Annotated in this window: 26 protein-coding genes; 18 read left to right on the top strand and 8 right to left on the bottom strand. The window is 65.4% G+C overall.

Annotated features, from left to right (window positions below; translation table 11 throughout):
- Nucleotides 1–10: 10 nt before the first annotated feature.
- The gene (locus tag HACJB3_RS18785; protein WP_158306594.1) at nucleotides 11–865 is read right to left on the bottom strand and encodes an HNH endonuclease; all 855 of its coding nucleotides are present in this window, start codon (nucleotides 863–865) and stop codon (nucleotides 11–13) included.
- Nucleotides 866–1,036: 171 nt separating this feature from the next.
- On the opposite strand from HACJB3_RS18785, the gene HACJB3_RS09395 reads away from it, so the two are divergent.
- The 5 genes from HACJB3_RS09395 to HACJB3_RS09375 all read left to right on the top strand — a co-directional run bounded on the left by HACJB3_RS09395 (nucleotide 1,037) and on the right by HACJB3_RS09375 (nucleotide 5,941).
- The gene (locus tag HACJB3_RS09395; RefSeq protein ID WP_008417200.1) at nucleotides 1,037–1,294 is read left to right on the top strand and encodes a hypothetical protein; all 258 of its coding nucleotides are present in this window, start codon (nucleotides 1,037–1,039) and stop codon (nucleotides 1,292–1,294) included.
- Between the two features lie 274 nt (nucleotides 1,295–1,568).
- A complete protein-coding gene (locus tag HACJB3_RS09390) occupies nucleotides 1,569–1,988 on the top strand; it encodes a VOC family protein (RefSeq protein WP_008417202.1) in 420 nt (139 codons plus the stop codon).
- Between the two features lie 143 nt (nucleotides 1,989–2,131).
- The gene (gene dgoD, locus HACJB3_RS09385; protein ID WP_008417203.1) at nucleotides 2,132–3,286 is read left to right on the top strand and encodes a galactonate dehydratase; all 1,155 of its coding nucleotides are present in this window, start codon (nucleotides 2,132–2,134) and stop codon (nucleotides 3,284–3,286) included.
- Between the two features lie 76 nt (nucleotides 3,287–3,362).
- The gene (gene rdfA / locus HACJB3_RS09380; protein WP_013199480.1) at nucleotides 3,363–3,980 is read left to right on the top strand and encodes a rod-determining factor RdfA; all 618 of its coding nucleotides are present in this window, start codon (nucleotides 3,363–3,365) and stop codon (nucleotides 3,978–3,980) included.
- 77 nt (nucleotides 3,981–4,057) lie between these two features.
- Complete coding sequence (locus HACJB3_RS09375) at nucleotides 4,058–5,941, top strand: archaea-specific SMC-related protein (protein WP_008417206.1); 1,884 nt, start codon at nucleotides 4,058–4,060, stop codon at nucleotides 5,939–5,941.
- A gap of 14 nt (nucleotides 5,942–5,955) precedes the next feature.
- Here HACJB3_RS09375 and HACJB3_RS09370 read toward each other — a convergent pair whose 3' ends face one another.
- The gene (locus tag HACJB3_RS09370; RefSeq protein ID WP_008417207.1) at nucleotides 5,956–6,369 is read right to left on the bottom strand and encodes a helix-turn-helix domain-containing protein; all 414 of its coding nucleotides are present in this window, start codon (nucleotides 6,367–6,369) and stop codon (nucleotides 5,956–5,958) included.
- Nucleotides 6,370–6,539: 170 nt separating this feature from the next.
- A complete protein-coding gene (locus tag HACJB3_RS09365; protein WP_008417208.1) occupies nucleotides 6,540–7,592 on the bottom strand; it encodes a zinc-dependent alcohol dehydrogenase family protein in 1,053 nt (350 codons plus the stop codon).
- Between the two features lie 80 nt (nucleotides 7,593–7,672).
- Between HACJB3_RS09365 and HACJB3_RS09360 the strand changes: the two genes are divergently transcribed.
- Entirely contained in the window at nucleotides 7,673–7,993 is a 321-nt protein-coding gene (locus HACJB3_RS09360) for a 2Fe-2S iron-sulfur cluster-binding protein (protein WP_008417209.1), read from the top strand.
- Here the strand turns inward: HACJB3_RS09360 and HACJB3_RS09355 are convergent.
- On the bottom strand, nucleotides 7,987–9,123 hold the full coding sequence (locus tag HACJB3_RS09355; RefSeq protein ID WP_008417210.1) for an ABC transporter ATP-binding protein: 1,137 nt from the start codon (nucleotides 9,121–9,123) through the stop codon (nucleotides 7,987–7,989). The genes HACJB3_RS09360 and HACJB3_RS09355 overlap by 7 nt on opposite strands.
- A 136-nt stretch (nucleotides 9,124–9,259) precedes the next feature.
- Between HACJB3_RS09355 and HACJB3_RS09350 the strand changes: the two genes are divergently transcribed.
- The 3 genes from HACJB3_RS09350 to HACJB3_RS09340 are packed head-to-tail and all read left to right on the top strand — an operon-like array spanning nucleotide 9,260 to nucleotide 13,690.
- Nucleotides 9,260–10,408, top strand: coding sequence for a hypothetical protein (locus HACJB3_RS09350; protein ID WP_008417211.1), 1,149 nt, complete (start codon nucleotides 9,260–9,262; stop codon nucleotides 10,406–10,408).
- A 44-nt stretch (nucleotides 10,409–10,452) separates the two neighbouring features.
- Nucleotides 10,453–11,595 (top strand): extracellular solute-binding protein, encoded by a 1,143-nt coding sequence (locus HACJB3_RS09345; RefSeq protein WP_008417212.1) that lies wholly within the window; start codon nucleotides 10,453–10,455, stop codon nucleotides 11,593–11,595.
- A 13-nt stretch (nucleotides 11,596–11,608) separates the two neighbouring features.
- On the top strand, nucleotides 11,609–13,690 hold the full coding sequence (locus HACJB3_RS09340; protein WP_008417214.1) for an ArnT family glycosyltransferase: 2,082 nt from the start codon (nucleotides 11,609–11,611) through the stop codon (nucleotides 13,688–13,690).
- On the opposite strand, the gene HACJB3_RS09335 is transcribed toward HACJB3_RS09340, so the two are convergent.
- The 3 genes from HACJB3_RS09335 to HACJB3_RS09325 form a co-directional block, all read right to left on the bottom strand.
- A complete protein-coding gene (locus HACJB3_RS09335; protein ID WP_202946624.1) occupies nucleotides 13,687–14,334 on the bottom strand; it encodes a dolichyl-phosphate hexose transferase in 648 nt (215 codons plus the stop codon). The genes HACJB3_RS09340 and HACJB3_RS09335 overlap by 4 nt on opposite strands.
- Nucleotides 14,335–14,491: 157 nt before the next feature.
- Nucleotides 14,492–16,078 (bottom strand): GMC family oxidoreductase, encoded by a 1,587-nt coding sequence (locus HACJB3_RS09330; RefSeq protein WP_008417216.1) that lies wholly within the window; start codon nucleotides 16,076–16,078, stop codon nucleotides 14,492–14,494.
- Nucleotides 16,075–16,584, bottom strand: a complete 510-nt coding sequence (locus HACJB3_RS09325) for a gluconate 2-dehydrogenase subunit 3 family protein (RefSeq protein WP_008417217.1) — start codon at nucleotides 16,582–16,584, stop codon at nucleotides 16,075–16,077. Before HACJB3_RS09325 ends, HACJB3_RS09330 begins: the two co-directional genes overlap by 4 nt.
- 104 nt (nucleotides 16,585–16,688) lie before the next feature.
- Between HACJB3_RS09325 and HACJB3_RS09320 the strand changes: the two genes are divergently transcribed.
- From HACJB3_RS09320 to HACJB3_RS09280, 9 genes are all read left to right on the top strand, one after another.
- Complete coding sequence (locus HACJB3_RS09320) at nucleotides 16,689–18,287, top strand: ABC transporter permease (RefSeq protein ID WP_008417218.1); 1,599 nt, start codon at nucleotides 16,689–16,691, stop codon at nucleotides 18,285–18,287.
- Between the two features lie 109 nt (nucleotides 18,288–18,396).
- A complete protein-coding gene (locus HACJB3_RS09315) occupies nucleotides 18,397–18,720 on the top strand; it encodes an AbrB/MazE/SpoVT family DNA-binding domain-containing protein (RefSeq protein WP_008417219.1) in 324 nt (107 codons plus the stop codon).
- The gene (locus HACJB3_RS09310; protein WP_008417220.1) at nucleotides 18,713–19,180 is read left to right on the top strand and encodes a hypothetical protein; all 468 of its coding nucleotides are present in this window, start codon (nucleotides 18,713–18,715) and stop codon (nucleotides 19,178–19,180) included. Before HACJB3_RS09315 ends, HACJB3_RS09310 begins: the two co-directional genes overlap by 8 nt.
- A gap of 43 nt (nucleotides 19,181–19,223) precedes the next feature.
- The gene (locus tag HACJB3_RS09305) at nucleotides 19,224–19,781 is read left to right on the top strand and encodes a poly(R)-hydroxyalkanoic acid synthase subunit PhaE (RefSeq protein ID WP_013199478.1); all 558 of its coding nucleotides are present in this window, start codon (nucleotides 19,224–19,226) and stop codon (nucleotides 19,779–19,781) included.
- Nucleotides 19,778–21,223 carry a class III poly(R)-hydroxyalkanoic acid synthase subunit PhaC gene (phaC, locus tag HACJB3_RS09300; RefSeq protein ID WP_008417222.1) on the top strand — a complete coding sequence of 482 codons (1,446 nt, stop codon included), beginning with the start codon at nucleotides 19,778–19,780 and terminating at the stop codon, nucleotides 21,221–21,223. Before HACJB3_RS09305 ends, phaC begins: the two co-directional genes overlap by 4 nt.
- An 88-nt stretch (nucleotides 21,224–21,311) precedes the next feature.
- On the top strand, nucleotides 21,312–22,055 hold the full coding sequence (locus HACJB3_RS09295) for a beta-ketoacyl-ACP reductase (protein ID WP_008417223.1): 744 nt from the start codon (nucleotides 21,312–21,314) through the stop codon (nucleotides 22,053–22,055).
- A gap of 115 nt (nucleotides 22,056–22,170) precedes the next feature.
- Complete coding sequence (locus tag HACJB3_RS09290) at nucleotides 22,171–22,713, top strand: DoxX family membrane protein (RefSeq protein WP_008417225.1); 543 nt, start codon at nucleotides 22,171–22,173, stop codon at nucleotides 22,711–22,713.
- Nucleotides 22,714–22,785: 72 nt separating this feature from the next.
- On the top strand, nucleotides 22,786–23,940 hold the full coding sequence (locus tag HACJB3_RS09285) for a thiolase family protein (protein WP_008417226.1): 1,155 nt from the start codon (nucleotides 22,786–22,788) through the stop codon (nucleotides 23,938–23,940).
- The gene (locus tag HACJB3_RS09280) at nucleotides 23,937–24,299 is read left to right on the top strand and encodes an OB-fold domain-containing protein (RefSeq protein ID WP_008417227.1); all 363 of its coding nucleotides are present in this window, start codon (nucleotides 23,937–23,939) and stop codon (nucleotides 24,297–24,299) included. The genes HACJB3_RS09285 and HACJB3_RS09280 overlap by 4 nt, the downstream gene beginning before the upstream one ends.
- A 121-nt stretch (nucleotides 24,300–24,420) precedes the next feature.
- Here the strand turns inward: HACJB3_RS09280 and HACJB3_RS09275 are convergent, their stop codons facing one another.
- Nucleotides 24,421–25,047, bottom strand: a complete 627-nt coding sequence (locus HACJB3_RS09275) for a DUF7547 family protein (protein ID WP_008417228.1) — start codon at nucleotides 25,045–25,047, stop codon at nucleotides 24,421–24,423.
- Between the last annotated feature and the right edge of the window lie 22 nt (nucleotides 25,048–25,069).

Here is a 25,069-nt window from a genome sequence, read left to right as displayed (position 1 = left end):
TAGAGAGAGATTATGTAATTGTAAAAATCTCCTCTTGATAATGAGAAGCTATATCACTAAGTGGCATAGAGTTCGCTGAAAAATGGCCTAATATATACTCTCTAACAGTAGCCTTACCTCGGAATCGCTCAATAAAGAAATGTCTTAAGGTATATGGAGTCAGATTTTCCAATTCCTGTCCCTTGTTATGCATGCCAAGAGGCTTTGCACTAGATTCAATAATATGATGGATTGAATCTGGAGATAGGGGATCACCCCAATTGGAGGTACTCATAAAGAATGGCTGAGAGTCGTGAGCATCTGGACGGAGTGCCATCCATTGTGCTAAGGCCTGATGCAATTCGTTGTCTATTGGGATAACTGAGTTATGCTCTCTGTCTCTTCGAATATTGTAGTTTTGGTCCGCTGAAGAATTCCGTACGCGAAGGGCTGCTATATTTGCCGTAAGCCAGTCTGGACGTTCTTGGTAAAATGGTCGTGCTGTCCACTCCTTGGTCAAATATACATCATCTACAGTTAAATTGCATAACTCACCAACTCCAATTCCAGTCTTGACAACTGTTGATGCGATAGCTTTCTTAAGAGGGTGCTGTACGCTATTAATAAAATTAGACATGTCTACGCGAGACGGAGTCCATCTCACATTCTTTGGCCGGTCCTTCTTATCTCCTGCAGATTCTTTACTGTGTGCGGAATAGTGGCAGCGTGAGCAGAGAGTTGCTAGATTCGATTTTTTATTTGTACCAAAATCATTAATAGGTACTACATGATGAACTTCAAGTTCCTCTGATGAGCCGCAATTTACACACTGATGTGTATCTCTTGATAATACTTCTTGTCTCAGTTTGGCCCATTCACCATCCATTATGCGTGTCTCATCAGTAGGGTCCATACATATATACAAATAAACAGTGTAGGAAAATGACTGTTACGATGCAACTGAAATATAAATTATATTACTGTAAGAGATGGACGAAGGGTTGGGCTCCAATACCCGTGACGGGGTGTTTGACCTAGCGCGATTCGTAGAAAGAATATGATCCAGTCGATCGGTGTTCACTTCTCCGACGACGAGGAGGACCGGGAACTCTACGAGGCGATCGTCTCGGAGCTAGAGTACGGCGACTCGCGGAGCGCGCGGATGCGAGAGCTTCTGCGGACCGGTATCGCCGTCGAACGAGCGCTCGACTCTCAGGACATCGAGATCGAATCGACGCGCGACAGGACCGCCTACATACGGCAGGCCATTATGGATCAAGCACGGGCCGAGCGAGCCCGGTTGGGCGACCGATAGGGGCCTCGTTGATCGGATAAACCTCTTTCTGATATATCGTTCGTCGGAACGAGGCCGCGTCTTTTCGTTCCCGGAGACTGGGGTTCCCTGTTCTATTCGTTCAGTAGTCAAGCCGCGGCGAAATATACGATTTCGGTCCGGGATGACTCGCCACCGCCCCGGCGGACGGCGGACGGCGGACGGCCTCAAGCGTTCGGGCGCCCTGCGAGAGCGATTCCAGCGGCGCGGCCGGCGACTCGAAAGGCACTTCTCGCCGCGCATTCGTCAATCCCGTATGACGAACGCGCATGCACACCACGTCGGCGTGACGGTCTCGGACCTCGAACGGGCGGTCGAGTTCTACCGGGACGTGCTCGGACTCGACGTACTGGAGCGGTTTACCGTCTCCGGGGAGGCGTTCTCAGCCGGAGTCGGCGTCGAGGACGCGACCGGGCAGTTCGTTCATCTCGACGGTGACGGTGCTCGTATCGAGCTGATCGAGTACGATCCCGAGGGCGACCGGCGACCCGAACCGGACGTGAACCAGCCCGGCGCGACACACGTCGGCCTCGGGGTTTCGGACCTCGATGGGTTCTACGAGGGTCTGCCAGAGGGCATCGAGACGCTCAGCGAGCCCCGGACGACCGAGAGCGGCACTCGGATCCTGTTCGTCCGCGATCCCGAGGGAAACCTCGTCGAGATCCTCGAAACCTGACGCCCGGCGACCACATCATTTAATCCGGGTACACGGTCAAGAGCCGGTATGGCGACCGACGACTCTCGGCACGGACCGTGCCGGGCGAGACGGCGAGCGAAACCGACAGACGAGTGCGCGACTGAGAGCGGATCGGGGGATCGATGACGGAGATCACCGACTACGAACTGTACGAGGTACCGCCGCGCTGGCTGTTCCTGCGTCTCGAAACGAGCGACGGACTGGTCGGCTGGGGCGAACCCGTCGTCGAGGGGCGAGCGAAGACGGTGCGGGCGGCCGTCGAGGAGCTACTCGAGACCTACTTGCTCGGCGAGGACCCCTCGCGGATCGAGGACCACTGGCAGACGATGTATCGCGGGGGCTTCTACCGGGGCGGGCCGGTGCTCATGAGCGCCATCGCCGGGATCGATCAGGCCCTCTGGGACATCAAGGGCAAGCGTTTCGGCGCGCCGGTCTACGAACTGCTCGGCGGCCGGGCCCGCGACCGGATCAGGGTGTATCAATGGATCGGCGGGGATCGTCCCAGCGAGGTGGGCGAAGCGGCGAAAGAAAAGGTCCGGGAGGGCTTTACCGGCCTGAAGATGAACGCCACGAGCGAACTACGGCGGGTGGACACGCCCGCTGCGGTCCGAGAAGCTGAAGACCGACTCGAGGAGGTCCGTGAGGCGGTCGGCCCCGAGGTCGACATCGGCGTGGACTTCCACGGACGGGTCGCAAAACCGATGGTCAAGCGGCTGGCCGAGGCGCTCGAACCCTACGACCCGATGTTCATCGAGGAGCCGGTCCTCCCCGAACACAACGACGCTCTCGCTTCGATCGCCGCCCACACCTCGATTCCCATCGCGACGGGCGAGCGGATGTTCTCGCGGTGGGACTTCAAGGCAGTCTTCGAATCCGGAAGTGTGGACGTCATCCAGCCGGACCTCTCGCATGCGGGCGGGATCACCGAGGTCAAGAAGATCGCGGACATGGCCGAGGCCTACGACGTGGCACTGGCACCACACTGCCCGCTGGGGCCGATCGCGCTGGCGTCCTGCGTGCAGATCGACGTCTGCTCGCCGAACGCGCTGATCCAGGAGCAGAGCCTCGACATCCACTACAATCAGGGCGGCGACGTACTGGATTATCTGGCGGATCCGGCCGTCTTCGAGTACGAGGCGGGATACGTCGCCGCGCCCGACGGGCCGGGACTGGGGATCGACCTCAACGAGACGTACATCGAAGAGCAGGCCGACAAAACCGTCGACTGGCACAACCCGGTCTGGCGCCACGACGACGGCAGCGTCGCGGAGTGGTAAGCGCTACGCCGAGCGGGACGAACGCGCCCGGAACGGTGCCATGTGTTTATTGGTGTTGGGCGAGAACTACCGCGCAATGTCCAGCGAAGGACGATCCCAGGGGAAGGTCGGACGCGTCATCGAAAAATACGGTCTCGACGGGTTCGGCACGCAACTGGAGGCGTACTGGACCGGGGAGGACGGCGAACAGTACAGTCTCCGTGCGCTCGCGGACCTGTTCAACCGGCGCGTGCTGGAGGCGGCGATGGACGCGGCGGGGATGCGCTCGCTCGACGGCGAGGTCGAAAACCGGTACCGCCTGCTCAGCGACGACGACGTGAGCGCGGGGATGCGCGAGCAGACCCGCCGCGAACTCGACCGCGCCGGCCTCGACATCGAGGAACTCGAATCCGATTTCGTCTCCCATCAGTCGATCTACACCTACCTGACCGAGTACCGCGAGGCGACCCATCCCTCGAGTGTCGAGCTCACCCCGGAGGAACGCCGCGAGCGCGAACTCGACAAGATCGGGGCGCTCATCACCCGGACGAGCGTCGTCACCGAGGACTCGATCGACCGGCTGGCGGCCAGGGACGCCCTCTCGGGCGGGATATCGGGCGTTTTCGTCGACGTACAGGTCACCTGTGAGGCCTGTGGTCGCTCGATCTCAGCGACGACCTTCCTCGAGGAGGGCGGCTGTTCGTGTCGACGCTGACGCTTACACGAATACGCGTGTAACCGACTGTACGGGGAATATGAAGGCTTATGGCCGAACGGGCCGATCGAACAGGTATGTCCTCGACCGAGGAGCCCGAGCGAACCACTGAACGTGAGTCGGTCACCGTTCGAGCCGAGAAGATCGGCGGGATCGACGCCACGAGCGTCGAGTTCGACGCCGGCGTGACGGCTCTGGCCGGGCGGAACGCGACGAATCGAACCTCCTTCCTGCAGGCGATCATGGCCGCCATGGGGAGCGACCGCGCGTCGCTAAAGGGCGACGCCGAGCGCGGGCGCGTCGAGATGGAGATCGGCGGCCGAAGCTACAGCCGGACGCTCTCGCGGGAGAACGGCTCGATCGCGTTCGGCGGCGACCCGTACCTCGATCGGCCACAGCTCGCGGACCTCTTTGCGTTCCTGCTCGAATCGAACGAGGCCCGACGGGCGGTCGTCCGCGGCGACGATCTGCGCGAACTCATCCTTCGTCCCATCGACGTCGACGAGATCGAGGCGACTATCGAGCGCCTACAGGCTGAGAAACGCGGGATCGACGAGGAGCTGTCGAGCCTGTCGGCGGCCGAGCGCGAACACGGCTCCCTCGAGGAGGAACGCGCCCGCCTCGAGAACGAACTCGAATCCGTCGAGGAGCGCCTCTCGGAGGCTCGGGAGGCGCTGGCCGAGGAGGACACGGAGACGGAGGGATCCGAGCGATTCGACCGGCTCCGGGCGGCCCAGACCGACCTCGAAGACGTGACCTACGACCTCGAAACCGAGCGCGCGAGCGTCGAGTCGCTCGAGACCGAGCGCGAGGAGGTACGCGACGAGCTGTCGGATCTCACCGTCGAGAGCGACGCGATCGACGACCTGGCGGGCGAGATCGAGCGTCTCAGGGGACGCAAGCGGGAGCTCGACGAGACGGTCTCGCAGCTCCAGACCGTGATCCAGTTCAACGAGGACATGGTCGACGCGGAGTATCCCGAACTGCTCGGCGAAGACGAGGGCGAGGTCACCGACCGACTGCTCGCCGACCGCGAGGTCACCTGCTGGACCTGCGGGAGCAGCGTCGAGACCGGGCGGATCGAGGAGACGCTGTCGAGCCTCCGCGACCTCCGAACGGAGAAAGTCGAGCGGCGAAACGAGGTCTCCACGCGGCTCGAATCGCTGACCGAGGAGCGCACCGAGCACCGACAGCGCCGCGAGGAACACGACCGGCTCGAACGCACCCTCTCGGACCTCGAAACGGAGCTCACGGAGCGCCGCGATCGCATCGACGAACTCGAAAAACGGCGCGACTCGCTGCTATCGACGGTCGAGGACCTCGAAACCGAGATCGAAGCCGACGAGGACGAGACCCTCGACGCCCAGAAGGCCGTGACGCGAAACGAGGTCGAACGCGACCGCCTCCGGCGCGAACTCGACACCATCGACGAGGACCTCGCGGAGATCGAAGACCGACTGGCCGAACGCTCCGAACTGAACGACCGCCGCGAGGAGATCAACGACGAACTCGAAGAACAGCGCACCCGAATCGAGCGCCTCGAGCGCGAGGCCATCGGCGCGTTCAACGAACAGATGGAGACCGTGCTGGGACTGCTCGAATACGCCAACCTCGAACGGATCTGGATCGAGCGCCTCGCGACCGGCGAGGAGGCGACCTTCGAACTCCACGTCACGCGAAGCACGGAGTCGGGCGCGACCTACGAGGACTCGATTGCCCACCTGAGCGAGAGCGAACGCGAGGTCACCGGCTTGATCGTCGCACTCGCGGGGTATCTCGTCCACGACGTCCACGAACGGGTCCCGTTCATGCTACTCGACTCCCTCGAAGCGCTCGATTCCGAACGCATCGCCGCGCTCGTCGAGTACCTCGAACAGTACGCACCCTACATCGTCGTCGCGCTCCTGCCGGAAGACGCCGCCGCCCTCGACGAGGAGTACCCCCGTATCACCGAAATCTAGCAGAAATAGTTGGACTAACGATCCCGAAGGACCCGGCGGACGTGTCCGAGCGAGTACTCGACGCCGTACTCGCGTTCGAGGTGATCCTTGACCAGTTCGGGAGTCCATTTCGCTCGGTCGTACCCGAACTTTGCCGGCGAGTCCGTGAGATCGGCCGCGAGCGAGTTCCGCGTGCTCTCGTCGACTTTCGGTGGGCGACCGGGGCGCGGTTCGTCCTCGAGAGCGCCGTCGAGCCCGCGAGTCTCGAACCGGTCGAGCCAGTAGTAGAGCGTCGATTCGGGGATCCCGTACAGCCGACACAGGTGCTTGACCCGATCGCCGTCCTTGTAGGCGAGTGCGACCATCAACCGCCTGACCGCCTTGTGGTTTTCCGTCGTCGCCAGCGCCTCGCGGAGATCCGCGGCCGAAACGTCCTCGAGCTTGCCCATTAGTCTCCCTTCTGATTACAACTAATTATATTTTAGGCCACCGTTCGTGGCGGGTCCGCCGAGAGCGGTCGGTTTCGGACGGGTCGGTCGATCCGCGACCGTTTTTGCGGTAGTTTATGTTGTATTATCACATACTCATTAAACTGGATAGCGCTATATAGAATCCCCGACTAGCGCTCGTAGACTTCGATCCCGACCGCACTGAACTCGTCCATCGCGGCGATCCGCTCGGGGACCTCCGCGAGCGGGACCTTGTGGCTCACGAGCGCACCGGGGTCGATCGCGCCGCTTTCGACGAACCCCAGCAGTTCGTCGTAACGGGTCGGAGGCATCCCGCGCGAACCGAGGAAGTCGATCTCTCGGCCGACCATCGAGTCGGTCGGCAGGGAAACCTCGCCGCGCTCGGCATCGGTCGTCAACCCCAGCTGGAGGTGTTGGCCGAGGCTGGCGAGGCAGGCCACGGAGTTGCGACAGGTCTCAGAGATACCCAACGCGTCGATCGAGATCGCCGCCCCGCCACCCGTCAGCTCGCGGATCTTCCCGGGGACGTCACCCCCGCCGTGGACCGTCTCGTGGGCACCCAGTTCGGTGGCCTTTTCGAGGGGCGCCGACCGAACGTCGACGGCGAGGACGCGCGCGCCGAGTGCGTTCGCGATCTGGACCGCCGAGAGGCCGACCCCGCCACAGCCGTGGACCGCAACCCAGTCGCCGGGGGCGAGGTCGGCGCGGTGGGCCAGCCCGTGATAGGCGGTCATGTACCGACAGCCGAGCGCGGCGGCCGCGCTCGCAGAGACCCCCTCCGGGAGCGTCGTGAGGTTGTAGTCGGCGTGTGGCACCGCGATCCGGTCGGCGAACGCGCCCTGACCGGCGGGCTCGAACCCGAGAGCCGTTCCATTGGGACAGACGTTCCCGTGGCCGTTTCGACACCGCGAGCAGGTGCCGTCCCCGAGGCTGAACGGGACGGCGACCCGATCGCCCTCTTCGAGGGTTTCGATTCGATCGCCCACCTCGAGGACGGTCCCGGCGGGTTCGTGCCCGAGGATCTGCCCCTCGGGGGGGACGTCGTCGACCCACTCGCCGTGGCCCTTCCAGGCGTGCCAGTCCGAGCGACAGATCCCGCAGGCCTCGACGTCGACGATCACGCCGTCGGGTTCGAGGTCGGGCTCCGGAACGTCACGCAGCGCGAGCGGGTCACCGTGTGATTCGAGAACGACTGCTTGCATGAGGGGTCCGACGGTCGCGGGCCATACGAACGCGTCGATAGCGTGCCAATCGTTTTGCCCTCCGGTGTCGTATGAGACCTATGCCCACGATCAGTTACGAGGGCGAGCGCATCGAGTGTGCGGTGGGAACAGAACTCCGGGAGGCCCTGCTCGAAGCGGGACTATCGCCACACAACGGCGCGTCGAACTACGCCAACTGCGGTGGCTGGGCGGTCTGTGGCACCTGTGCGGTCGCGGTCGACGGGGCCGTAAGCGAGATGAGTGAGGCCGAGCGAAAGCGCCTCTCGAAGTGGCCCCACGACCTCGATTCGGGGCTCAGGCTGGCCTGTCAGACCCACATCGAGGGTGACGTCGAGGTCAGGAAATACGGGGGGTTCTGGGGACAGAACGTCGATCAGTGATCTTCGGTGGGGAACCACGCCAACTCGTGGGTCGCCGCGAGATCGACCGTGACGGGCGTGTCGAGCGAGACCTGCTGGGCGTGGTTGTGCATCGCCTCGACGACTTCGCCGTCGTCGAGTTCTACGCGGTAGAGCACCGTCGGGCCGAGATACCGCCGGTAGGTCACGCGGCCGTCGGCCGTCTCGCCGTCGGCGGGCCGCACCAACACGTCGTCCGGCCGCACCAACACGTCGATCCTAGTCCGGTCGTACTCGGGGGCTAGTCCGTGGATCCGGTCGCGACCGACGCTTCCGAGTTCGGTTTCGACCAGATCGTCCGTGACGTACCCCGAGAGGAAGCTCGCGTGACCGAGAAAACCGGCGACGAACCGGGATTCAGGGTGCTGGAAGACCGCCTCGGGACGGCCGACCTGCATCAGGCGCCCCTCGCTCATCACGGCGACACGATCCGAGATCGACATCGCTTCCTCCTGATCGTGGGTCACGGAGATCCCGGTCACGCCCGTCTCGGTGAGGATCCGGCGGACCTCCTCTCGCATCTCGACCCTGAGGTCGACGTCGAGGTTCGAGAACGGCTCGTCGAGCAGGAGGATCTCCGGTTCGGGCGCGAGCGAGCGCGCGAGCGCGATGCGCTGTTGTTGGCCGCCCGAGAGTTCAGTGGGCGTGCTGTCGGCGTGGTCGGCGAGACCGACCAGATCGAGCAGTTCCGCGACGCGGGCCTCGCGGGCCTCGCGATCCCAACTCTCGAGCCCGAACCCGACGTTCTCGGCGGCGGTGAGGTGGGGAAACAGCGCGAAGTTCTGGAAGACGATCCCGACGTCCCGGTCCTCCGGGTCGACGAACTCCTCGCCAGCGACGGGGTCCTCGTCGATGCGGATCGCACCCTCGTCGGGACGTTCGAGACCCGCGATCATCCGCAGTGTCGTCGTCTTCCCGCAACCGGAGGGACCGAGCAGCGTGAGCAATTCGCCGTCCCGGACCGACAGCGAGAGGTCCGAGACCGCGGTCTCGGGGCCGTATCGCTTGGTGATCCCGTCGAGTTCGAGGACGGTCGTTCCCGTCTCGCCACTCCGGTCGTCGCGATCGACCCCGACTCGCGACGGGTCGGCGTGTACTGATTCGGATACCATGGTCCACCCATCGAGCGGAACCGCGACCGGTCCGCCCGTTCGCTTCTCGCCTACTACTCCCTCCCGTTTAGGTCTTCCTAAAGGTGGGTCGCGGGCCAACCGGCAATCTTTTAGGGGAGCCTAAAGAGACGGAGCCATGGATCAGGACGTCTGCGTAATCGTGCCGACGATCAGGGAGTACGAATGCGTGCGCGCGTACGTCGAAAACGCCCGTGTCCACGGGTTCGACGTCTCGCGCTTGCAGGTCGTGCTCGTTACCGAGGACTTCTGTGAGACCGGCGCGATGGCCGCAATGCTCGAGGCGGAGGGCGTCTCGGGGGAGGTCTTCGACGGTACGCGCCGAGAGGAGTGGTTCGAGCGGCGGGGGATCGCGGAGTACGAGCACCTCGTGCCGGAAGCGAGCCACGCCCAGACGAGTTTCGGGTTGTTGTACATGTGGGCCAACGACTTCGAGTACGGCGTGTTCATCGACGACGACACCCTGCCCCACGGGGAGTGGGATTTCTTCGGGCGCCATCTGGAAAACCTCGCGTTCGAGGGCGAGATCGAGACCGTCTCCTCAAAAAAGCGGTGGGTGAACGTCCTGTATCGGAACGCCGACGAGCACGGGCTGTACCCCCGCGGGTACCCCTACTCGGCGATGGACGAGACCGTCGAGACCGACCGCCGGGAGGTCGACGGGGTGGTCGCCTCCCAGGGGCTGTGGACGAACGTGCCGGATCTGGACGCCGTGCGCATCCTGATGGACGGCGATCTGGAGGGCCAGGCCCGGACCCGGACGACGGCAGAGGACTTCGGAACGGACTTCGTCGCCGCGCGGGGCGACTACCTTACCGTCTGTTCGATGAACCTCGCCTTCCGTCGGGAGGTGATCCCCGCGTTCTACCAGTTGCCCATGGACGACAACCCGTGGGAGGTCGGGCGGTTCGACGACATCTGGAGCGGCGTCTTCCTCAAGCGAGCCTGCGACCTGCTGGACTCGGAGATCTACAACGGCGCGCCGCTGTGCGAGCACAACAAGGCGCCGCGCTCGACGTTCGACGACCTCCACAACGAGGTCGCGGGCCTGGAACTCAACGAACACCTCTGGGAGATCGTCGACAGCGTGGACCCCGACGCTGGGAGCTACGCCGAGGTCTATGAGGCGATGGGGCGGCGCCTCGCCGAGAGCGAATGGGATTCCTATCGGAACGGCGAGTTCCTCACGTACGTCGGCGAACACATGCTCGATTGGCTCGCGTGTCTCGAGGAACTCGACCGGCCGGCCGCGCTCGCCGGGAACTGATCGGGACCGACGGATATAAGTGAATTTAGGGTAGCCTAAAGACCATGGACGACGGAGACCGGATCGACGGTGGGCGGCGGGCGGTTTTGGGCGGCGTGGCGGCCGTCGGCGCGGCCGGCGCGGCGGGCTGTACGGGTCTGTTCGGCGGTGGCGGCGACGGGGGTGAGGACGGTGGATCCCCGGACTCCGACATCGGCCAGATCGGCTCGGGACGCGAGGGTCGGGGCGCGCCCGGCGGCACCCCCATGGAGGAGATGCCAGCACTCGAGGGCGAGTTGACGCTGTACTCGGGTCGCAACGAGTTCCTCATCGGCGACCTCGTGAACTACATCGACGACCTCTACGGGGACTTCTCGATGGAGGTGCGCTACGGTAACTCCGCAGACCTGGTCAACCAGATCCTCAGCGAGGGGTCGGGCACCCCGGCGGACGTCTTCTACTCGGTCAACGCCGGTTCGCTCGGCGTGTTGGCTGACGAGGGACGCACCCAGTCGCTTCCCGAGGACCTGGTCGGGGTCGTTCCCGAGGAGTTCGCCACGGAGGACTGGATCGGAATCTCGGGGCGCGCCCGGACGGTCCCGTACAACACGGAGGCACTGTCGGCCGAGGAGATGCCGAGTGACATCTATGCCTACGAGGAGTTCGGCGCGGACCTGGGCTGGGCGCCCTCGTATGGCTCCTGCCAGGCGTTCGTCACCGCGATGCGACTGTTACAGGGCGAGGAACGGGCCCGCCAGTGGGTCGAGAGCGTCGTCGAGAACGGCATCGCCAGCTACCCCGACGAGTTCGCGGTCTGTCAGGCGATCGCCGACGGCGAGATCGATGCCGGGTTCACCAACCACTACTACATCCAGCGCGTCCTCGACGGCTCACCCGGGGCCCCGATCGATACGGCCTTCACCGAGGGCGACGCCGGCGCGATCTTCAACGTCGCGGGCGGAGCCGTGTTGGACGCCGCCGCCGACGCGGATCTGGCGGCGAACTTCGTTCGGCACCTGCTGTCGGCCGAGGCCCAGGACTACTTCGCCCGGACGACCTTCGAGTACCCGCTGCACCCAGAGGTCCAGCCGATCGGCGACCTACCGACGATCGACGAACTCAACCCGCCCTCGGAACTGGACCTGACACAGCTGTCGAACCTCGAACCGACGATCGACCTGATGCGCCAGGCCGGAGCCGACGTCTGATCGTCCCGCCGCCGTGAGATCCCTCCCGACGGATCCACCCGAGCGCCGGCGGATCGCGGCCCTTCTGGTCGCACTCGTCGCCGGCGTCGCGGTGTTCGCGATCGCGACCCGAGTCTTCCCCTATCACTCGATCAACCACGACGAGGGCGTCTACCTCCAGCAGGCCGCGATGCTGTTGGAGGAGCAACTGCGGCTGTTCCCCGGCGAGCTATCGGGGGCGTTCCGGCCGTGGTTCTTCGTCGAGGACGGCGGGACCCTGTATCCGAAGTACTCGCCGGTGCCCGCAGCGATGTACGCCGCCTCGATGGCGCTGTTCGGCGAGCCCCGCGTGACGCTCGCGGCCGTCGCGGCTGGCAACGCGTTGTGCGTCTATGCGCTGGGCGCGATGGCGTTCGACCGGTCGGTCGGCGTCGCGGCCGCGGCGATCTTCGCGGCCGCGCCGATGGCGCTCGTGACCACGTCGGTGTTCCTGCCATACGCCCCGACGACGCTGTTAAACCTGCTCTTTGCCGTCTGTTATCTCTCCGGCGTCCGGACGGGAAGCCGGACGAGTGCGGCCCTCGCGGGAGTGGCGATCGGGCTGGCCTTTTTCGCCCGGCCCTACACCGCCGTGTTGTTCGCCGCGCCCTTCATCGCCCACGCGCTGTGGTCGGTCGTGACGACGGTTCGCAAGCACAAGGGCGGCCCGGTTCCCGACCCGCTGGTGCGAAACGCGCTCACCGCCGGCGGTGGGCTGGCCTTCGTCGGACTGACGCTTGCGTACAACGCCTCTCTCACGGGATCGGCGCTCGTCTTTCCGTACGCGGCGTTCGCGCCGATGGACGGACCTGGGTTCGGTCGGCGACGGCTCCTCGAACACGCCGTCGAGTACACGCCCGCACTCGCCGCCGAGGCCAACGGCTACGTGCTGTGGTACCTTCTGACTCGGTGGTTCACCGCCGGTGCGCTCGGAACCGCGTGTGCGGTCTGTGGGCTGGCGCTCTCGATCCGCCGGTGGTACGGCTCGGCGTCCGTGTCCACGGACCGAACCCCCGGTCTCCTCCTCGTTGGGCTGTTCGTCTCGATCCCGGTCGGGAACCTCCTTTTCTGGGGCAACTACAACGTGCTCGCGACGTTCGAAGACCCAACCGACGGCCTGATCGCGGAGTTCGGCCCGCTCTATCACTTCGACCTGCTGGCCCCACTGTCGATCTTCGCCGCGCTGGCGATCGTCACCGGCTGGCGACGGTTCGCGACGCGGGTCCGGGCTCTCAGTGGCCCGTCGGTGGCCCGCGCGGTGCTCGCGCTCGCGCTTCTCGTGGGTCTCGCGCTCGCCGGAATCGCGGCCGCCCCACCGGTGGCCGAACCGATCGAGCGAAACGCCGCCCACACCGAGAAGTACGAGACCGCCTACGAACCGATCGAGGCGACCGATTTCGACGGGGCGCTGGTCTTCCTGCCGACTCCCTACGGCGAGTGGCAGAACCACCCGTTCCAGTATCTCCGCAACGATCCCGGCCTCGACGGCGAGGTCGTCTACGCGCTCGATCGCGAGCCCGCCGAGGACTTCGCCGTGCTCGATGCGTACCCCGACCGTGACAACTACCGATACGCCTACCGCGGCGAGTGGACGCCCGACCCCGACGACCGCGTCACCCCAAAACTCGAGGCGCTCTCGGTGCGCTCGGGTGAGGCGCTCGCCGGCGAGACGACGGTCGGCGTGCCCGCGAACGTCGACCGCGCGACGGTCCGCCTGGAGGCCGACGGCGAGGTCGCCGAGTACGGCATCGAAGACCCCGGCGAGCAGGTCGTCGTGGACTGGACGCTCGAACCGGGTGCGGCCCGATTGGGGGCAGTCGACTCGCCCGTGGGCCTCGGGGCTACCGAGGAGGTAGTGCTGTCGATCACGCTGGTTCAGCCCGACGGCTCGACGCTGACGTACCGACAGGAGACGGCCGTCCGGGGAGACGGCGAGCGCGTCGAGGCGATCGCGCCACCCGAGCGCACCGTCTGTCCGCTCGTGACTCGGTGTGGATCGGAGGGCACGTACCTCCCCGACACCCCCGACGCCCACCGCGAGGGCGTCGCCTTCGAGACACGGATCGAACCAGCCTAACGCAGGTGTTCCCCGAGGCCGACCCGCAGGATCGATTTCGCGATGGCCGCGCCGCCCGAGAGCGGGTCGAGTTTCGTCTCGCCCGCGCGCTCGCGGTATTCGATGGGCAGCTCCCGGACTGCGTAGCCACGCATCAGTGACCGGATCAATAGCTCCGCTGAGAGACCGGTATTCTCGGTCCACTCGATGGACTCGACGACCTCGCGTCGGTACGCGCGCATCCCTGTTGTAGTGTCGTGGACACGCCGGCCCATCAGGGCGCTCGCCAGCAGCGCGAAGGTCGCGTTGCCCAGCCGATTGACCGTCGGCATCGCCTCGGCCCCGTGGTAGAGTCGGTCGCCGCTGACGACGTCGTAGCCCGCGTTGATCGATTCGAGGAACGCGGGCAGTCGCTCCATCGGGTAAGTGTCGTCACAGTCGGTCGTCACCACCACGGGTCGGTCGGGCGCCAGGATCGCCGCCCGGACCGCGACGCCGTAGCCTTGGGGCTCCTGTTCGATCACCCGCGCGCCGTGTTCCCGGGCGATCTCGGGGGTGCGATCCGAGGAGCCGTCGACACAGACGACCTCGGCGTTCCCGTCGGTGACCCGCTCGATATCGGCGAGCACCGACCCGATCGCCGCGGCCTCGTTGTAGGTGCCCATCACGACGCTGACGTCCTCGAACGTGTATCCCTCCTCGGCCGACGCCGCCTCCGCCCCCGGTCGGTCGAGCGGCACGTTCCCGCCCCGAGAAACCTGACTCATTGAGCGCCCTTTCGTCCGGGGGGACTTATTCTTTTAGGTTCGCCTAAAGTGCGGTTCACAGCGCCACGTCGATCCGATCGGCGGCCCGCAGCGCAAGCGCCGCGATGGTGAGTGTGGGGTTGAGCGCGCCGCCGGTGGGGAAGACGCTACTGGAGACGATCCAGCAGTTCGAGAGGTCGTGGGTCCGCAGGTCCGGGTCGACGACGCTGTCGGCGGGATCGGCCCCCATCCGTGTCGTGCCCATGTGGTGAAAGGCCGGTCCGGTGTTCTCGGGGCCGACCCGCCAGGTGATCTCCGCGTCCAGTTCCTCGAGGATCGCACGCTGGAGGTCGTTGGCCCGTTCGAGCGTCCGGAGCGCACGCTCGTCGATCGACCAGTGGATCTCGGGGACCGGGTCGCCGCGGTCGTCGGTCACATCGGGATCGAGTCCGACGTAGCTGTCCTCGCTGGGGAGCTGTTCGACCAGCGCGCCAACGCCGAGGTGGGTGCCGTAGCTCCCGCGCAGCCGTTCGAGCAGCGGGTCGCCCCAGTCGTCGCCCGCAAGGGCCTCCTCGACCGGCGATGGGCCGGCGTAGTTGAGGAATTCGAGTTTGAACGGGGCGAGTTCGTCGTCGGCCTCGTCGTAGAACTGGTGGCTCTCGCTCGTCAGGAACCCGACGTGGTTCTGTCGGGTCTGCTCGTCCAGTGTACCGCCCATACCCGCAAAGAGGTGCTCGGTGAAATACCGGCCGACGAGACCGCTGGTGTTTGCGAGGCCGTCGGGATACTGTTGTGAAGCCGAGAGCAACAGCAGCCGGGGCGTCTCGACGCCGCCACAGGCCACCACGAAGGCGTCTGCCTCCTGTCTGTGCGTCTCGCCCCCGGGGATCGTATAGCGTGCGGCCGTGATCCGGTCGGCGTCGTGTTCGAGCCGGCGGACGGGCGCGCGGTCGATCACCGTCGCACCCTTCTTTTCGGCACGCTCGACGTGAACCGTAGCGTCGTACTTCGCGCGCGAGGGACAGACCGGCTGACAGGTCCCGTAACCCGCGCAGGCGCCCCGGCCGTCGTAGGGCGCGGAGTTGCGGGCGTTTGGCACCGAGTGAGTCGCGATCTCGAGATCCTCGCAGGCCGACGTGAACAGCGAGTCGCTGTAGGACGGGGGAAACGCCGGCATGGGAAACGGCTCCTCGCGAGGCGGTCCGAAGGGGTTGTCGTCGGCCCCGGCGACGCCCAGTTCCGATTCCGCCCCGGCGTAGTGGGGTCGGAGCTCCTCGTAGGAGATCGGCCAGTCGACCCCGACCCCGCGGGCGCTTTCCGAGCGAAAGTCGTCCTCGTGCAGCCGCATCACCATCCCCTGCCAGTGCAGCGTCGTACCGCCGACGCCCTTCACGCGGGCGTGATTCAGCGGGTAGGGTCGCTCCCCGGAGTCCGAGTAGGCGTCCCGATTCCCGCCCGTCTCCCAGACGTCCGGCGGGCCGTGTGCGGGCCGGATCGATCGTTCCATGCGTTCGAGCCGGTCGGCCGGGTCGAAGCGCGGGCCGGCCTCCAACACCACCACCTCCCGACCCGCGTCCGCGAGCCGATCCGCGATCAGCGCCCCGGCCGGTCCCGCGCCGATCACACAGACCGCCGCGTTCCCGATCGGGGTCCGCGCGGTCACTCCCCCGGCCCCCGCCGGTAGCTCTCGATCCCGCCGGGGTGACCCTGCGGGTTCTCGATCCCAACCAGCTCTCCCCCCGTCGGCGAGCTATAGAGCCCGAGCAGCAGTTCGTTGACCACGTAGTAGCGCACCCGCTCCGCGGTCGTCCCCTCGGGGTCCTCCTCTGCAGTGTCCGCGCCGACTTCCCGCAGCAGTCGATCCCGGTCGTCGGGTGCCAGCGCCGCGAACCGATCGCCGTACCAGTCGGCCGCGCGGTCGTCGAGTTCCGCGACGGTCCGGCGCAGACCGGTGGCGTGGGCCGGCCGGTCGAGACGTCCGTCCAGAAACGTCTCGACGAATCCCTCGATGCCTTCGACCTCTGTGGGGAAGACCACCTCGCTGGCGGCGACGAACGTCTCGCGAACGCGCTCGTCGTCGTTCCCCCGCTCGCGGGTGCCGACCGTCAGCGCTCCGGCGGCACCGAGCGCCCCGAGCGCGGCGATCGCGTCGCGCCTGGTCAGCTCCATGAGAGCGGATTAGGCAAACCTAAAACTTATACCCGTCGAAACGCAACCGGCGGACGATCGGCGGGCGTCCGGACCAGCGCCCGACGCCCGCCACCACGAGAGTCATGAGATCGCTTTCGACGACGACGGGTGCGCGAACCGATCGACTACCGGTGGGGCTGGCGCTTCTGTGCGGGGCGATCGCCGCGGGCACGGTGTTTCCCCTGACGTGGCTGTTCGTCCGGGCGGCGAACATCGACCCCGCCCGTGCGTGGGGGATGCTCACGCGACCGACGACCGTCGAGGTCCTGACCAACAGCCTGCTGTTGATGGGGCTCGTAACCGTGTTTTCGGTGCTTCTGGGTGTCCCGCTGGCCTACCTGACGGTCCGGACGGACCTGCCGTTCCGGCGCTTCTGGTCGGTCGTCGTCGCCTTGCCGCTGGTGATCCCGAGCTACATCGGCGCGTTCGCGTTCGTCTCGGCGTTCGGCCCGCAGGGGGAGTTTCATACCGTACTCGCGCCGCTGGGGATCGAGCGCCTGCCGGAGATCTACGGGCTGCCGGGCGCGACGCTCGTGATCACGCTCTATACGTACCCCTACGTCTACCTGACGACCCGCGCCGCCCTGCTGTCGTTCGATACGTCGCTGGTCGACGCCGCCCGGACCCTGAACCACGGCCGGTGGGCGGCGTTTCGTCGAGTGACTCTGCCCCACATCCGCCCGGCGATCGCTGCGGGCGGGTTGCTGGCGGCGTTGTATGCGGTCTCCGATTTCGGCACGCCCTCGATCATGCGCCTGTCGGTGTTCACCCGCGAGATCTACGTCGAATACAACTCCTTCGGGCAGGACTACGCGGCGCTGCTCTCCTTGCAACTGCTTGCGGTGGTCGTGGTCGTACTGGCCCTCGAGTGGTGGGTCCGGTCGGGGGAGACGGTCCACAGCGATCTGAGCAAGCGCTCGGGCGAGGCCGTCGTCCCGCTTGGCGCGTGGCGGTGGCCGGCGATGGCCCTGCCCGCGCTGGTCGCCGGGATGGGACTGCTCGTCCCGATCGGGATCCTCCTGTTGTGGCTCGTTAGGACCGACGCGCCGACGCGGCCCTCGATGGCCTTCGAGTGGAGCTACGCCGTCAATTCCGTCTCGGTGTCGGCCGCAGCCGCGTTGGTCGCCGCCCTAGCGGCCCTGCCGGTCGCGTACTTTGCCGCCCGCCACGACTCGCGGCTCTCTGTGGTCTTCGAGCGGGCGACCTACGTCGGCTTCGCCGTCCCCGGGGTCGTTCTGGGACTGGCACTGGTGTACTTCGGGGCCGGCTACGCCCCCGCGATCTACCAGACCATCCCGCTGCTCGTGTTCGCCTACGTCGTGCGTTTCATGCCCCAGGCGATCGGCTCGATCCGGACGACGACCCTCCAGGTCGATCCGACGCTGCTCGAGGCCGCGCGTACGCTCGGCACCCGCCCGCTGGCGACGTTTCGCCGGGTGACGCTGCCGATGATCCGCCCCGGCGTGATCGCCGGAATGGCGCTCGTGTTCTTGACGACGATGAAGGAACTGGCGGTGACGCTCATCCTGCGGCCGACGGGCTTCGAGACGCTCGTCACCCAGATCTGGCGCGCACAGGAGGCCGCCTACTTCCAGCACGCCGCCGTCCCCGCACTGTTGCTCGTGGGTGTCTCGGGACTGTCGATGGTCGTCCTACTCGTGGAGGGAGAGATGGGATCGTGACCCGCGAAGAACCGGTTTCATACACTGGCTGGTGTCACGAACCACTCGATGGCACAGAATGGTTTTGAGAGGTAACACTTATGTGATCGGCGCCCGTTTCACCGAGTAGATGACGAACGACGCCGACGGAGCGTGGTGGCCGCCCGCGATGTTCGCGGATCAGATGCAGGAGGCCAGCGAAGAAGCCGCCAAACGACAGCAGCAGCTGTTCGCTCAGTGGGTCTCGGGAATGAACCCGGCCGGCGGTCGAAGCATGGGCGGGCTGTCGCAGCTCTCGGCGATGAGCATGGGTGCTGCGGCGTTCAAGACGCGCGTCCAGAGCGGCGGTCGGATCTCCATTCCCGACGCGGAACGGGAGGCGCTCGGAATCGACGAGGGCGATATCGTCCAGACGATCGTCATCCCCCTCGACACAGGTGAAGACAATGACTGATACACTCATGACCCCGATGTTCGACGCACAGCGCACGATGATCAACCAGAGCAACGAGACGTTCAAGCGCGGACTGAAGCTCCAGCACGACGCCTTCGAGGCGTTCCGAGGCACCTTCGATACGCAGAAGTCGACCCAGCGCCGCAACGTCGAGGCGACCCAGCGCGCCGTCGACAGCTACTTCGAGGCCATCGAGGACGCCGGCGGCGACGCGATGGGCGTTCGCGAGGTCCACGACACCATCGACGAGCAGTTCTCGGTCTTCCTCGAACTCCACGAGCAGTCCTGGGACGCCTTCGAGCAGCTCGCCGAGGAGAACGCCGAGGCCTACGACGAGTTCGTCTCGCAGCTCGAATCGATGGCCGACGACTCGACGGAGATGGCCGTCGAGGCCAGCCAGCAGGCCGAAGAGCAGACCGAGATCGCCGTCGAGTCCGCCGAGGACGCCGTCGATCAGTAGGAAGTTACGTACCTTTTTGATACCAGACCCCCCAGTACACACCATGACAGAGATGAACACGCCGATGGCCGGTGCCGAGCAGTGGAACGAGTTTATGCAGTCGATGAACGATCAGTTCGCCCGATCGCTCGAACAGAACGTCGAGGCCCAGGCCTCGTTCGTCGAATCGTGGGTCGAGGCCGTCGAGGAGACGACCGACCCCGAGCAGTTCGAGGAGGGCGCGGAGGGCTACGCGAACGCGTACGCGACGTGGATGGACGCCTCCCAGCGGGCCTACGAGCGCTCGATGGATCTGGTCTCGGGCGAGGAGGTCGCCACCGAGGAGTTCCGCGACATCTGGCTCAACGCCGCCAACGAGGCGTTCAAGGACGTCACCGACACCACGGCCTTCGCCGCGGCCACCGGACAGACCGTCGAGGAAGCCCTCGACTACCGCCAAGAGATCGACGAGATGGCCGACGAGACCCTGCACAACCTCGGATTCGCGACCAAAAGCGACGTCCAGGAGGTCGGTGAGCGCCTGATCGAACTCGAACGCCGCCAGCACGCCGTCGAGAACAAACTCGACACCGTCATCGAGCACCTCGAGGACGAGGAATGACGTCGAACCCGTTCACGCTGGGATTCGATCTCTACCGTCAGAGCTGGGAGCAGGCGACCGAAACCATCGAGAAGAACACTGACGCGCCCGAACAGCTCGAACGGATGGCCGAAGTCGAGGTCGGAGGGACCCCGAGCGAGGTCGTCTACGAGGAGAACAAGCTCGAACTCCTCCATTACGAGTCCCAGACCGACGAACAACACGACGTCCCGATCCTTATCGCCTATGCGCTGATCAACAAGCCGTATATACTCGACCTCCAGCCGGATCGCAGCGTCATCCGCACCCTTCTCGAGAACGGCTTTGACGTGTATATGATCGACTGGAACGAGCCCTCGACGATGGACGCGAGCCTCACCCTCGAGGACTACGTCGATCGCTACATCGACAACTGCGTCGACGTGGTGTGTGAACGCTCCGGGCAGGAGTCGATCAACCTCCTCGGCTACTGTATGGGCGGGACGATGAGCGTCATGTACGCCGCGCTCCACCCGGAGAAAGTCAGAAACCTCGGGCTGATGGCCGCCGGGCTCTGTTTCACGGGTACGGGTGGTGTCCTCGAACAGTGGGGCGACGAGGAGTACTACTCGCCCGAGGCCGTCACCGACGCCTTCGGGAACGTTCCGGCCGATTTCCTCGACATCGGCTTTGCGGTGATGGATCCCGTCCAGAACTTCCTCACGAAGTACGTCCAGCTCTACGACAACATCGAAAACGAGGAGTTCGTCGAGAACTTCGCGCGCATGGAGCGGTGGATCGGCGACGGGATCGACGTCGCGGGCAAGACCTACGAGCAGTTCCTCACCGATATCTATCAGGAGAACAAGCTCGCCGAAAACGAGCTGTATCTCGGTGAGAAACACATCGATCTCTCGAAGGTCGATATGCCGATCCTGCAGATCATGGGCGAGTACGACCACCTGATCCCACCGGAGGCCAGCAAACCGTTCAACGACCTGGTCGCGAGCGACGACACGACCACCATGGAGTTCCCGACGGGCCACATCGGCCTCTCGGTCTCCTCGAAATCCCATGCCGAACTCTGGCCGAGCGTCTGTGAGTGGTACGCCGAGCGCTCGACGGTCGAGGACGACGAGCCCGATACCGAGGCCGAATCCGTCACCGAACCCGAAGAGCCCGACGCCGCACTCGCGGAGGACGTCGCGGGCGACGAGACGGGCACCGACGAGGAGCACACCGTCGAGACGGCGGCGGCCGAAAGCGAAAACGGGGCCGAGGGAGACGACGAGGACGACGAAAACGACGAAGACACCCTCGAATCGATCTCGGGAATCGGCCCGTCGTACGCCGACCGACTTCGCGAGGCGGGCATCGAGTCCATCGCGGACCTCGAAGCGGCCGACCCGGCCGATCTCGCCGAGCGAACGGACCTCTCGACCGAGCGGGTGCGCGACTGGGTCGAGGCCGCGGCCGACCGGTAGGCCCTTCGTACGGTCTTCAGCGGGACAACACTTAGGAGGGGACGATAACATGTATCATTCGGAGCGGGGCGCCCGACTCCGGATACATATGAAACTTGAAGATCGCACTTGCCTGATCACAGGCTCGTCACGGGGTATCGGTCGCGGCATCGCTGAAGAACTCGCGAACGAGGGTGCGAGCGTCGCGATCAACTACCGGGCGTCGTCGGGTGCGGCAGAGGAGGTCGTCGACGGTATCAATACGGCCGGCGGGTCCGCGATGGCGACCCAGGCCGACGTCACCGACGAGGCGGAAGTCGAGGCGATGCACGAGGAGATCGAAGACCGGTTTGGGTCCGTGGACATCCTCGTCAACAACGCCGGTATCAACGTCGACACCCTCTTCTCGGAGATGACGCGGGCGGAATGGGACCGCGTCATCGAGGTCGACCTGACGGGCGCGTTCGTCTGCACCAAGGAGTTCTTCGACGACGTTGCAAACGCCGAGGAGGGCCGTCTGATCAACATCTCCTCGATCGTCGGCAAGCAGGGCAACCTCGGACAGGCCAACTACGCGGCCGCGAAAAGCGGGATGTTCGGGCTGACGCGGACGCTCGCGCTCGAACTCGCCGACAGCGGTTCGACGGCCAACTGCGTCGCCCCCGGCTTTACCGCGACGGAGATGGTCGAGGGGATCCCCGAGCGGGTGCGAGAACGGATCCAGGCAGAGATCCCGCTGGGGCGTTTCGCCACCGTCGAGGAGATCGCCTGTGCGGTGTCGTTTATCGCCAGCCCGAACGCCTCGTACATCACCGGCGAGGTACTCGACGTCAACGGTGGAATGGACTTATAGCGCGCGTCGGCCGTTTTTCGCCCCTTAGAAGGGCGGGGCCAGTTCTCGGCCGTCGGGAACCGTCGTCGGGATCTATTCGTCGAGCCACACGACGAGTACACGTGAGGTGAACACGATGGAAACCACGACACGAACCACGCGGCGGATCGAGAACGTACCGACCGAAGACACGAAATCGAGGGTCGCCGGCGTCGCCGTCGGGCTCCGACTTCTCATGGGCTGGATCTTCCTGACCGCCGGGATCGGGAAACTGACGGGCGAACCGTTCGACGCCGCGGGCTACCTCGCGAACGTCGATCCGGCCAGTCCTGCGGCGGGGATCTACGGCGCGATGGCCGCGAATCCGGTCGTGATGGACCTGATCAACGTCGCGGTTCCGTGGGGACAGGTGCTGATCGGGGTGGGCCTGCTCGTCGGCGGGCTGGTCCGACTGGCCGCGTTCTTCGGCACGCTCATGATGGGGGCGTTCTACGTCGGCAACTGGGACGTCGCAAACGGCCTCGTCAACGCCGATCTGGTCTATCTGGTGGTGTTTCTCGCGCTGGTCGTGCTGGCGGCGGGTCGATACTGGGGACTCGACGCGCTGCTCGCGCGCCACGAGGTCGACGGAGAGCCGGCGATCGAGCGCTACCCCCGGCTGCGCTATCTCGTCGGCTGACATCGGGTCGGCCTCCTCGTGCGGCCGATGGCATAACATAGCAGATATAGTCCCCCCGTGAGAGTCGTTGATATGGACCGCGTAGCGATCATCGGCGCATCGATGACCCAGTTCGGGAAACGGGAGGGCTGGCTCCGCGATCTGCTCGTGGAAGCCGCACTCGACTGTCTCGACGACGGGGAGATCGAAGCGGGCGAGATCGATCACCTGTACGTCTCGAACATGGCCAGCGGCGAGTTCGAGGGCCAGACCGGGGTACCGAACATGCTTGCCCACGACATCGGGGCGGTGCCCGCCTACACCCAGCGGGTGGATCAGACCAGTTCCTCGGGCGGGGCGGGCACCTATGCTGCCTGGCAGTCGGTCGCCAGCGGCGCGAGCGATCTGACAATGCTCGTCGGCGGCGAGAAGATGACCCATCGCTCGACCGCGGAGGCCACCGACGTGATCGCCTCGATCACGCATCCCTACGAGTACAAACAGGGTGTCACCCTCCCGAGCTTTGCGGGGCTGACCGCGCGTCACTACCTCGATAAGTACGACGCGCCCCGCGAGAGTTTGGGGAAGGTCGCGGTGAAGAACCACAAGAACGGCGTCGACAACCCCCACGCCCAGTTCCAGAAGGAGGTGAGTCTAGAGGAGGTGCTCGAATCGCCGATCGTAGCCGACCCCCTCAGGCTCTACGACTTCTGTCCGATCACCGATGGCTCGGGGGCGTTGCTCATGTGCCCCGAATCCGTCGCCGAGGAGTACACCGACGACTACGCCGTGATCGCGGGCGTGGGTGGGGCGACCGACACCCACGTCGTTCACGAGCGCGAGGACCCCACCGTGATGGGTGGGGTCGTCGAGAGCGGAAAGGACGCCTACGAAATGGCCGATATGGGCCCGGAGGACATCGACGTGGCCGAGCTTCACGACATGTTCACGATCCTCGAATTCCTCCAGAGCGAGGATCTTGGCTTCTTCGAGAAGGGTGAGGGCTGGAAGGCCGTCGAGGACGGCCTCACCGAGAAGGACGGCGACCTCCCGGTGAACACGTCCGGCGGGCTGAAATCGAAGGGGCATCCACTGGGGGCAAGCGGCGTGGCACAGATCTACGAACTCTACCAGCAGGTCCGTGGCGAAGCCGGCGCGCGCCAGGTCGACGCCGAGACGGGTATCGCCTGCAACGTCGGCGGGTTCGGTAACTGCGTGATCACAACCATCCTGGAGGCAGCACGATGAGCATGAACGCGATCAAGTACGACGACGGCACGATCAGCTACCCCGCCCATCCCCGTGGACTGGAGGGCGGCGAACCGGTCGAGGAGATCGACCTCACGGAACGAACCGCGACCGTGGTGACGTGGACGACCTCGACGGCCACTCCGCCGGGGGTTCGCCAGCCCAACCACCTCGCGATCGTCGAGTTCGATATCGATGGACAGGCCGTGCGCGTCCTCGGGCAGCTCACGACCGGCGAGATCGAGATCGGCGACGAAGTCCGTCCGACCTACGTCGAGGAGCTGCGCGAGCCGGGTGCGGGAATGCGCGAGCCCGAGAGCCAAGACTGGGACGGCTACCGGTTCGAACCCACGGGCTAAGCTCCCGCGCGGACCGCCGATGGCTCGCCCTACGGGATCGCCCGTGACAGGGCCGACGCCGAAATCCCCCACCGATCGGGACTTCGAAGGGTAGGTATAAATGGAGTAACCGCCGCTCGGATCAGTTCTCCTCGTCTCCGTCCTCGTCCGATTTCTCGTCAGCGTCCTCGTCGTCCTCCATCTCCGCGCGGATCGAATCGAGTTCGTCCTCGACGTCGATCTCGACGCCGCCGTCGGCGGTCGAATCGACTTGCGTACCGTTCTCACGCTCGACATCGCGAGCGCGCTCGCGGTCGCGCTCGGCCTCGCCGATGCGATCTGCGATCTCCTCGCGCAGGTCGCGGGCTTCCTGCAGGATGTCGCGGGCGTCGCCGTTTTCTGGGAGCGTATCGCCCCGCGTCGCCTCCTGCAGATCGTCGAGGACCCGGTCGAGTCGATCGAGGCTCCGGCGGCTGGCGTCCGCAGCGCGTCGTCGGGTGCGCTCTACCTCCTCGCCCGCGGCCCGACCGGTGTCCGCAAGCCGAAGCGCCCCCTGTAGGAGTTCGAGTGCGCGGACGTTCGCCTCCAACACCGCGATAGCCGTGGGAATCGCCTGCTGATCAGCAAACCGGATCAACTCGCCGGGCGTCGGCGGTCGGGGCAGCCCGCCGGGACCGCGGGGCGGTCGCGGTTCGATCTCCCGGCGAAGTTCCTCCAAGGTGCGCTGGAGATCGTCGACGCGCTCCTCCAGGTCGTCCTCATCTGTCATAGACCCCTTTGGAGTGGCGAGC

This window comes from Halalkalicoccus jeotgali B3 (genome assembly GCF_000196895.1).
Taxonomy (GTDB): domain Archaea; phylum Halobacteriota; class Halobacteria; order Halobacteriales; family Halalkalicoccaceae; genus Halalkalicoccus; species Halalkalicoccus jeotgali.
The sequence above is the reverse complement of the archived record's forward strand: the minus strand, read 5'-3'. Positions and strand labels throughout refer to the sequence as shown.

What these genes read in the sequence shown, in the direction of transcription:
- HACJB3_RS18785 (WP_158306594.1), bottom strand. Translation starts at nt 865, where the DNA reads ATGGATGGTGAATGGGCCAAACTGAGACAAGAAGTATTATCAAGAGAT.
- HACJB3_RS09395 (WP_008417200.1), top strand. Translation starts at nt 1,037, where the DNA reads ATGATCCAGTCGATCGGTGTTCACTTCTCCGACGACGAGGAGGACCGG.
- HACJB3_RS09390 (WP_008417202.1), top strand. Translation starts at nt 1,569, where the DNA reads ATGACGAACGCGCATGCACACCACGTCGGCGTGACGGTCTCGGACCTC.
- dgoD (WP_008417203.1), top strand. Translation starts at nt 2,132, where the DNA reads ATGACGGAGATCACCGACTACGAACTGTACGAGGTACCGCCGCGCTGG.
- rdfA (WP_013199480.1), top strand. Translation starts at nt 3,363, where the DNA reads ATGTCCAGCGAAGGACGATCCCAGGGGAAGGTCGGACGCGTCATCGAA.
- HACJB3_RS09375 (WP_008417206.1), top strand. Translation starts at nt 4,058, where the DNA reads ATGTCCTCGACCGAGGAGCCCGAGCGAACCACTGAACGTGAGTCGGTC.
- HACJB3_RS09370 (WP_008417207.1), bottom strand. Translation starts at nt 6,369, where the DNA reads ATGGGCAAGCTCGAGGACGTTTCGGCCGCGGATCTCCGCGAGGCGCTG.
- HACJB3_RS09365 (WP_008417208.1), bottom strand. Translation starts at nt 7,592, where the DNA reads ATGCAAGCAGTCGTTCTCGAATCACACGGTGACCCGCTCGCGCTGCGT.
- HACJB3_RS09360 (WP_008417209.1), top strand. Translation starts at nt 7,673, where the DNA reads ATGCCCACGATCAGTTACGAGGGCGAGCGCATCGAGTGTGCGGTGGGA.
- HACJB3_RS09355 (WP_008417210.1), bottom strand. Translation starts at nt 9,123, where the DNA reads ATGGTATCCGAATCAGTACACGCCGACCCGTCGCGAGTCGGGGTCGAT.
- HACJB3_RS09350 (WP_008417211.1), top strand. Translation starts at nt 9,260, where the DNA reads ATGGATCAGGACGTCTGCGTAATCGTGCCGACGATCAGGGAGTACGAA.
- HACJB3_RS09345 (WP_008417212.1), top strand. Translation starts at nt 10,453, where the DNA reads ATGGACGACGGAGACCGGATCGACGGTGGGCGGCGGGCGGTTTTGGGC.
- HACJB3_RS09335 (WP_202946624.1), bottom strand. Translation starts at nt 14,334, where the DNA reads ATGGGCACCTACAACGAGGCCGCGGCGATCGGGTCGGTGCTCGCCGAT.
- HACJB3_RS09325 (WP_008417217.1), bottom strand. Translation starts at nt 16,584, where the DNA reads ATGGAGCTGACCAGGCGCGACGCGATCGCCGCGCTCGGGGCGCTCGGT.
- HACJB3_RS09320 (WP_008417218.1), top strand. Translation starts at nt 16,689, where the DNA reads ATGAGATCGCTTTCGACGACGACGGGTGCGCGAACCGATCGACTACCG.
- HACJB3_RS09315 (WP_008417219.1), top strand. Translation starts at nt 18,397, where the DNA reads ATGACGAACGACGCCGACGGAGCGTGGTGGCCGCCCGCGATGTTCGCG.
- HACJB3_RS09310 (WP_008417220.1), top strand. Translation starts at nt 18,713, where the DNA reads ATGACTGATACACTCATGACCCCGATGTTCGACGCACAGCGCACGATG.
- HACJB3_RS09305 (WP_013199478.1), top strand. Translation starts at nt 19,224, where the DNA reads ATGACAGAGATGAACACGCCGATGGCCGGTGCCGAGCAGTGGAACGAG.
- phaC (WP_008417222.1), top strand. Translation starts at nt 19,778, where the DNA reads ATGACGTCGAACCCGTTCACGCTGGGATTCGATCTCTACCGTCAGAGC.
- HACJB3_RS09295 (WP_008417223.1), top strand. Translation starts at nt 21,312, where the DNA reads ATGAAACTTGAAGATCGCACTTGCCTGATCACAGGCTCGTCACGGGGT.
- HACJB3_RS09290 (WP_008417225.1), top strand. Translation starts at nt 22,171, where the DNA reads ATGGAAACCACGACACGAACCACGCGGCGGATCGAGAACGTACCGACC.
- HACJB3_RS09285 (WP_008417226.1), top strand. Translation starts at nt 22,786, where the DNA reads ATGGACCGCGTAGCGATCATCGGCGCATCGATGACCCAGTTCGGGAAA.
- HACJB3_RS09280 (WP_008417227.1), top strand. Translation starts at nt 23,937, where the DNA reads ATGAGCATGAACGCGATCAAGTACGACGACGGCACGATCAGCTACCCC.
- HACJB3_RS09275 (WP_008417228.1), bottom strand. Translation starts at nt 25,047, where the DNA reads ATGACAGATGAGGACGACCTGGAGGAGCGCGTCGACGATCTCCAGCGC.